Here is a 7,585-nt window from a genome sequence, read left to right on the forward strand (position 1 = left end):
CCTGTTTTAACAGGGTTTTTATTTTTCTCAAAACACCTCAAATCTTCCCTATTCGCGTCCTATATCCAACCCGGTTCAATACTAAGGCCGTCTGAAAGAGTATTTCAGACGGCCTTTTTGAGGTTTTCCATTTATCCAATACGGTGCAGGATAATTTCTAAGACAAATTTACTGCCTATATAGGCAAAAATCAGACTGACAAATCCAACAATGGTCCAAACGGCGGCTTTTTTACCCCGCCATGCGGTCATGCTGTGTTTCAACAATAATGCGCCATAAATCAGCCACGACATAATACTGAAGATGGTTTTATGCGTGAAGGTCATGGGTTTGCCGAAAACGGCTTCTGCAAAAAACGTACCGCTGATAACGGAATAGGTCAATAAAATGAAACCTGCCCAAATACCTTGGAACATGAGTTTCTCCAAACTCAATAAAGGCGGCAAGAAGCTGACCAATGCGGAAAAACGGCGTTTGTGCAGATTGCGGTTGATTAAAAGGATTAGGATGGCAAATAAGGTAACGATGCCAAATAGTCCGTATGCAAGCAATGATGATGCAATGTGCGACAGCGGCAATAAGTCTACGATTTGACGGCCTGTGAAATCTCCCGGGAAAAGGAAACCCAGCAATAAGGTTAATGCGGCACAGGGATACAATAAGAGTTGCACTCCGCGCAGACAATAAAAGAAGCTGCCCAAGCAGTACATCATCAGCATCAGCCAGACTATCAGACTGAGCGAATAGCCGAAACCGGTAATCAATACCCTATCCTGCAATACCGGGAACATCAATGCTGCGCCATGTACCAATAATGCGCCGCTCAAAATCAGCAGCTCGATTTTCAGCGGGTAAGATTTATTATTGTGCTTTTTATGTTGCAACCAGGAAAATGCGCCCAATCCGGCATATACCAGCATCAGGCAAATTAAGACAATCGGCATAAATATCTTTCTCAATAGATACTATGAACACTTGACGTACGGCCGGCAGGGTTTCAGACGGCCTGTGCGTGTTTGTGTTCTTGAAGCATAACTTCGGACTATCGTGTAAAATAATCCCAATTTTATTTTAACAAAGAATGCCCTGTATTGGGCAGCTATTCTCATTATCAAGGATAAGTATGTTAGACAACCTGACCAACCGCTTCAGCAAGGTACTTAAAAATATTCGCGGCCAATCAACGCTGACCGAAGACAATATTAAAGAAGCCTTGCGCGAGGTTCGTCTTGCCCTGCTGGAAGCCGACGTTGCATTGCCCGTCGTTAAAGAATTCGTCAACACAGTCAAAGAACAGGCCCTCGGTCAAGAAGTCGTCGGCAGCCTGACGCCTGACCAAGCCTTTATCGGCGTGGTCAACCAAGCCTTGATCGAATTGATGGGCAAGGAAAACAAAACGCTGGATTTATCGGTTTCACCGCCTGCCATCGTTTTGATGGCCGGTTTGCAGGGTGCCGGTAAGACAACAACCGTCGGCAAGCTCGCCCGCCTGCTGAAAAACGATCAGAAGAAAAAAGTTTTGGTGGTATCTGCCGACGTTTACCGCCCTGCCGCGATTGAACAGCTGCGTCTGTTGGCCGAACAGGTCGGTGTGGACTTTTTCCCGTCCGATACCAACCAAAAACCGGTTGAAATTGCGACTGCCGCCGTTGATTACGCCAAAAAACATTTTTACGATGTCTTGATGGTCGATACCGCCGGCCGTCTGGCAATCGATGAAGAGATGATGAACGAAATCAAAGCGCTTCATGCTGCGGTCAACCCGGTTGAAACTTTGTTCGTCATCGATGCCATGCTGGGTCAGGATGCAGTGAACACTGCTCAGGCATTTAATGAAGCCCTGCCGCTAACCGGTGTTGTATTGACCAAGATGGACGGCGACTCGCGCGGCGGTGCGGCATTGTCCGTACGCCATGTAACCGGCAAACCGATTAAATTTATCGGTGTCGGCGAGAAAATCAACGGCCTTGAGCCTTTCCATCCCGACCGTCTTGCCAGCCGTATCCTCGGTATGGGCGACGTATTGACCCTGATTGAAGACGTTCAAAAAGGTATTGATGAAGAAGCCGCCGCCAAAATGGCGAAAAAGCTGCAAAAAGGCAAAGGCTTCGACCTCAACGACTTTAAAGAACAAATCCAGCAGATGCGCAATATGGGCGGCTTGGAAAACCTGATGTCGAAAATGCCGGGCGAACTGGGTCAAATATCGAAACAAATCCCCGAAGGTACGGCTGAAAAAGCGATGGGTAAAGTAGAAGCCATCATCAACTCGATGACCCCTAAAGAACGCGCCAACCCTGCCCTGCTCAAAGCCAGCCGCAAACGCCGTATTGCAATGGGTGCGGGTACGACCGTGCAGGAAGTGAACAAATTGCTCAAACAGTTTGAACAAATGCAACAAATGATGAAGATGTTCAGCGGCAACGGTTTGGGCAAACTGATGCGCTTGGCCAAAGGCATGAAGGGAATGAAAGGCATGTTCCCAGGTTTGTAAGCTGATTTGACAGAAAACGCCGTCTGAAAAGTTTCAGACGGCGTTTTTATTTTTACTCTAGCAAGAATTACTATTCACATATAACTATGAAATCTATTCCTTTTAAGGATTTTCATAGCGTACCGATGCCTCTTCCAACATTTCCCATTGGCCACCACTACCATGGTAGGTTTCGGCACCAAGACTGAAAACGGCATTGCAGTGCGTACATTGAAAATAATGTACCACGAAATCGTTCCAACCATATATGTCACGATTACCCTGAGAATCAGTATGGGTAATGTAACCGCTATTGGCAATGGTTTTAGCAAAATCAAGGCTGGGACCATAAACTTTGGCGTAGGCTGGGGTAATGTCGATGAGCGTGCCGTCTGCTAAACGATCAGAGGCTCGCAGTAACATTTGCGATAATTCTTTCGGAACCCTGATACGAACGGTAGGTCGCAGGTCAGAACAGTAATCACACATTGTTTGGATCTTTCAGCATAGTAAAGGAAAACGAAGTGGAAGGAGCGCGAAATCCTTGCTCATTCAATCCTCAACTTATTGCGGCTTTTTCTGCTCTTCGCGTACTTTGTCCACCAGTTGGTCAATCGTGGTCATGCCGGACTGCCAGTCTTTAAATTCGACTTGGTATTTGCCGCCGACAATAACGGTCGGTGTGCCGCTGATTTGGAATTTATTGGTCAACTCTTCCATTTGAGCCGCACGCGCTTGGCTTTCGGGCGCTTCAAATGCAGCCAATACTTTTTTGCCGTCAAACGCGGTTTGCTCGGACAACCATTTTTTCAGGGTATCGGTATCGGCCAAGTTAATTTTTTGGTTAACCATCGCATCGAAAATATGGCTGTTGGCTTTATCTGATTCACCGGCCATTTCCACTGCAGCGGCCAAACGTGCCAAAGGTTTCATTTCATCACCCCAAACGACATGCTCCCGGCGCATATAGGTATCGTCTTTAAACGTTTTGATGTGTTCGCTCAAGACCGGCTCAAGATGGGCGCAATGCGGGCAGAAGTAGCCGAAGAATTCCAATACTTCGATTTTGCCGGCCTGCTGTTGCGGAATCGGGTTGGACAAGACGGTGTAATTGACACCTTCGGTCAATGCGGCAGGGGCTGCCGGAGCGGATGCACTGCTTTGGGCGCTGTCTGCCGGAACGCTGGTTTCCGCCTGTTTGCCGCAAGCGGCCAATGCCAACAGGGTTAATGAAGTCAAGGCTAAGGTTTTCAGTTTCATAGGTATCTCTTTACATTCAAATCAATGGGCGGATTTTATGGCATTTTGTTGGAGGTGTGTTCGATTTGAGTGAAAAAATGTGTTTAGTTTTATTTCAACCTTTATAAAGGCCGTCTGAAATATGGCTTAGATCATAGCCTTATTTTCAGACGGCCTTTGCCTGGTTTCATCAGAAACGGTAATTTACCCGGGCAGTATAGCCGCGCGGATTACCCGGCATGGCGTCCGAACGCCAATATTTTTGATTGAGCAGATTGGCTGCGGCAAAGGTAACGTTGACGTTTTTATGGTTCCAGCCGAGCATGGCATCAACTCGGGCAAAGCCGGGAAGCGTGGTCACTTCTTTGTTTCTTGAGTCGTAGCCGTAGCGTTTGCCCGTACCGGTTACGCCGATTTCGCCGTAGAGGTTTTCGGTCGGCGTGTAACGGAAGAACAGGTTGCCGGTAACGTTGCTGGTATTGTCCAAATGGATGCCCACTCGGTCGGGATTTTCCTTGTCTTCAACCACTTTTGCCTGCATCACGCCCAACGATCCGCGCAGATAAAGTTTTTTGGGGATGATTTGTCCGATGGCGGACAGCTCTACGCCGCGCGAACGGTGTTTGCCGCCGACAGCCCAAGTGTAGGGATCATTTTGCGCGTCGGGACGGTAGCGGATATTGAAGCGTTCGATTTGGTAGGCGGACAATGTAGTGCTGAGGCGGTCGTCCAGCCAACTGCTTTTGACACCGGTTTCGTATTGGCGGGTGTACTCGGGGTCGGCGTTGAACACGGCGGCAGACGAAGTGTCGATACTCAAATAACCGCCGCGTCCGCCATAAGGCGCGAAGCCTTTGTTATATGAGGCGTAGAGTGTGTGGGCAGGCGTTACGTTCCACACTGCGCCGATATTGGGGCTGAATGAATGGCCGCTGTATTGGCGGCTGCTGCCGGTGAGTTTGTTTTCGGAATTAAAGGTGTATTTGTCGTAACGGCCGCCAAGGACGAATTTCAAATCGGGCGTAGCGGAGAAGATGTTTTGCACGAAAATGCCGTAGGAGTCGGCTTTGTGGCGATTTTGGGTCAGGATAGGCTGCAATCTGCCCGAAGCCGGCCAGCTTGCGCGGTCGTAGGGGTCGATGGAGACGGAGAAGGCGCGGCTGTAACCCAAGGTCGGGTTGCGGTGTTCGCGGCTGTAGTCCATGCCTACGGTCAGGTGGTTTTCAAAACGCCCGATGTTGTAGTCGCCGTTGAGTGTGAAGTTGGACGACAGGGTTTTGTTGTCGGTCTGCTGCCAAGCGTAATTGCGTTTGATTAAGCTGCCGTTTTCGCTGCCTGCATAGAAATGGTCGAAATCCTGCGCCGCCGTACGGTGGGCGAGCTGCCATTGGGCGCGCCATTTGTCGTTGAAGGCGTATTCGAGGTCGGAACGCCAAACTTGCAGCTTGTCTTTGACAAAATCGTTCGGGTGGGCGAAACCCATGCGGTAAGGCAGTCCGAAGCGATCGTACACGGACTTGGTCGGGCTGCGGTCGGGCGTGCGCTCCACATTGTCGTAGGTGTATTGTCCCGTCCACTTCAAGCCGTTGTCGAGTTTGACGGTAATGCTGGGCGAAACCATGACGTTTTTGCTGTCTATGCCGCTGCGGAACGAATTGGCGCGCCCGACTTCGCCGGTGAGGCGGATGGCGACGTTTTTGTTCAGCACTTCGTTGATGTCCATATTCAGGCTGCGGTTTGCCCACGAGCCGTAAACCGCACCGATGTTGCGGCTTTGTTTGAAGTTGGCGTATTTGCTGACCATATTGATGACGCCGCCGCCGTTGGTGCGGCCGTAAAGCACGGAAGACGGGCCTTTCAGGATTTCTACGCGCTCGATGTTGGCGGTACTGCGGCGGACCTGTCCGCTCTCGCGCACGCCGTCGCGGTAAATATCGGAGGCGTCGGCTTGAAAACCGCGCAGGAAAATGCTTTCGCCGCGCATATCGTAGGCAGCGTCGATGCCGGCGTTGCCTTCGAGGATGGAACTCAAATCGTTCGTGCCGTAGTTTTTGTTTTTCTGGATATTGAGCGTATCGACGGTTTGCGGCGTTTCTTTGATGAGCTGTCCGTTGCGGGTAACGGCGGCTTCGTCGTAGTTGATGTAGCCTTTGAGTACGCTGGTGTCGGACTGTCCGACCACGGAAACGGTGGGCAGCGTGGCGGTGTAATGTTCGCCATTATCCTGCGTATCGGCGGCAGCAACAGGGAAGGAAGCGATAATCAGCGTGGGTAATAAAGCCAAATGAAATGGTATTTGCATTTTTATACTCAATTTAACGAAACAACCGAATTATATTGCTTCATAAAAGAAATGAGAATAGTTTCTTTTAATTATATTTAACATGATATTTGCAAACAAAGGCCGTCTGAAACACATATCGGTTTCAGACGGCCTTCGTTTATTAATATTAATAGATACTGCTACACTACTTACTTAACAGCATTTCCTGCATCAGCTTCATGCCCCATTGCCAGCCGCCGAGCGCGCCGTTTAACTGGCCGGAATGCGGCGATTGGAGCAGGCGCGCCTGCCAGCGGTCGGCCTGTTCTTGCGCCCAATCGCGTGGTGTGCCGTTTGTTTCGGCGATGACCAACGCCGTACGGCAAGGGCAACGGACGCGTTGGAACGTATGGATTTCGTCTTCGGGAAAAGCTTCGGGACTCGGCGAGACCAAAATAATATTGGTCAGGCGTTTTTGCGTCAGGATGTCGGCTTGATACAGCCATGCCAAAAATGCGGACACACCAACACCATGAGCCACGACGGCAATATTTCTGCTGACGATATGGTCGAAGGCCGTCTGAATGGCGTGTTGCCATTCGGAAACGGTTTGCCGATTATCGGCTTCGGCAGTGTAGACAATCGGATAGCTGACCGCCCAGCGGTCTATCCACATTTCTGCTTCATCCGCATCGCGTATCAGAAACAGCGCCATTTCTTCGAGTTCGAAGCTCTGCATTTTCAGACGGCCTATTTGAGCAAGTCGTTGAGTGTAAATGCAATCAGCAATGCGGCAGGCACGCTGAGGATGGCACAAGTCGCCAGACACAGTACGATGTTGGCAATCAGCCGCCAGCCCTTCCAAGCAAAGCATTTAGCCGCAATCAGCAGGCAAGGCAGTGAAAACAGCAGCCACACCAACGCCCATGTCGGATTGGCCTTGGTCGGCGCAACCCAGCCGGACATCCGCGCCAGCATAAATATTGCCCACACCAGCATGGGCAGCACAAATGCCGCCACAACCCAAACCGCACCTACGCCGGTTTTACTGTTTATATTCCAGTCGTACTTACCAAAAAACTTATTCGGCAACATAGTCATACTCCACAACTAAAGGGGCGTGATCCGAGAATTTTTCATCTTTATAAACATGTGCGGAAACGGCTTTGGCGGCCAACTCCGGCGTAACCATCTGATAATCGATACGCCACCCGACATCTTTCGCGTACGCTTGTCCGCGGTTGCTCCACCAAGTATAGCCCGGCACATCGGGATAAAGTGTGCGCCACATATCCGTCCAGCCGAGCTTGTGGATGACTTTGCCTATCCATTCGCGTTCTTCAGGCAAAAAGCCCGAATTTTTCTGATTGCCCTTCCAGTTTTTCAAGTCGATGTTTTGGTGGGCAATATTCCAGTCACCGCAGACAACGATGTCGCGTCCTTCGTTTTTCATGGCTTCGAGCATGGGATAGAACGCGTCCAAAAAGCGGTATTTCACTTGTTGGCGCTCTTCCGCGCTGCTGCCGCTGGGCAGATACAGCGAAATTACCGACAACTTGCCGAAATCGCAACGGACAAAACGGCCTTCCCTGTCAAATTCTTCAATGCCC

8 protein-coding genes are annotated in these 7,585 nt (G+C 50.1%); 1 reads left to right on the forward strand and 7 read right to left on the reverse strand.

The genetic code is table 11. The features are described from left to right. Window positions 1–131: 131 nt before the first annotated feature. The gene (locus tag ACTHUT_RS11590) at window positions 132–944 is read right to left on the reverse strand and encodes a cytochrome C assembly family protein (protein WP_049348541.1); all 813 of its coding nucleotides are present in this window, start codon (window positions 942–944) and stop codon (window positions 132–134) included. 179 nt (window positions 945–1,123) lie between these two features. Between ACTHUT_RS11590 and ffh the strand changes: the two genes are divergently transcribed. Then, on the forward strand, window positions 1,124–2,494 hold the full coding sequence (gene ffh, locus ACTHUT_RS11595; RefSeq protein ID WP_004520277.1) for a signal recognition particle protein: 1,371 nt from the start codon (window positions 1,124–1,126) through the stop codon (window positions 2,492–2,494). A gap of 102 nt (window positions 2,495–2,596) precedes the next feature. Here ffh and ACTHUT_RS11600 read toward each other — a convergent pair whose 3' ends face one another. From ACTHUT_RS11600 to ACTHUT_RS11625, 6 genes are all read right to left on the reverse strand, one after another. Beyond that, window positions 2,597–2,896 carry a hypothetical protein gene (locus ACTHUT_RS11600; protein WP_079453970.1) on the reverse strand — a complete coding sequence of 100 codons (300 nt, stop codon included), beginning with the start codon at window positions 2,894–2,896 and terminating at the stop codon, window positions 2,597–2,599. A gap of 141 nt (window positions 2,897–3,037) precedes the next feature. Next, window positions 3,038–3,733, reverse strand: coding sequence for a thiol:disulfide interchange protein DsbA/DsbL (locus tag ACTHUT_RS11605; RefSeq protein ID WP_070838807.1), 696 nt, complete (start codon window positions 3,731–3,733; stop codon window positions 3,038–3,040). A gap of 169 nt (window positions 3,734–3,902) precedes the next feature. Continuing rightward, a complete protein-coding gene (locus ACTHUT_RS11610; RefSeq protein ID WP_440386552.1) occupies window positions 3,903–6,014 on the reverse strand; it encodes a TonB-dependent receptor in 2,112 nt (703 codons plus the stop codon). Between the two features lie 166 nt (window positions 6,015–6,180). After that, window positions 6,181–6,714 (reverse strand): alpha/beta hydrolase, encoded by a 534-nt coding sequence (locus ACTHUT_RS11615; protein WP_440386553.1) that lies wholly within the window; start codon window positions 6,712–6,714, stop codon window positions 6,181–6,183. 11 nt (window positions 6,715–6,725) lie between these two features. Next, a complete protein-coding gene (locus tag ACTHUT_RS11620; protein WP_003749424.1) occupies window positions 6,726–7,070 on the reverse strand; it encodes a hypothetical protein in 345 nt (114 codons plus the stop codon). Beyond that, window positions 7,057–7,585 (reverse strand): exodeoxyribonuclease III (locus ACTHUT_RS11625; RefSeq protein ID WP_440418812.1); only part of this gene is annotated, 529 nt, incomplete at its 5' end. The genes ACTHUT_RS11620 and ACTHUT_RS11625, both read right to left, overlap by 14 nt.

It is taken from the genome of Neisseria sp. P0022.S010 (assembly GCF_051956635.1).

Coding starts and splice junctions, on each gene's coding strand:
- ACTHUT_RS11590 (WP_049348541.1), bottom strand. CDS start 944: ATGCCGATTGTCTTAATTTGCCTGATGCTGGTATATGCCGGATTGGGC.
- ffh (WP_004520277.1), top strand. CDS start 1,124: ATGTTAGACAACCTGACCAACCGCTTCAGCAAGGTACTTAAAAATATT.
- ACTHUT_RS11600 (WP_079453970.1), bottom strand. CDS start 2,896: ATGTTACTGCGAGCCTCTGATCGTTTAGCAGACGGCACGCTCATCGAC.
- ACTHUT_RS11605 (WP_070838807.1), bottom strand. CDS start 3,733: ATGAAACTGAAAACCTTAGCCTTGACTTCATTAACCCTGTTGGCATTG.
- ACTHUT_RS11610 (WP_440386552.1), bottom strand. CDS start 6,014: ATGCAAATACCATTTCATTTGGCTTTATTACCCACGCTGATTATCGCT.
- ACTHUT_RS11615 (WP_440386553.1), bottom strand. CDS start 6,714: ATGCAGAGCTTCGAACTCGAAGAAATGGCGCTGTTTCTGATACGCGAT.
- ACTHUT_RS11620 (WP_003749424.1), bottom strand. CDS start 7,070: ATGTTGCCGAATAAGTTTTTTGGTAAGTACGACTGGAATATAAACAGT.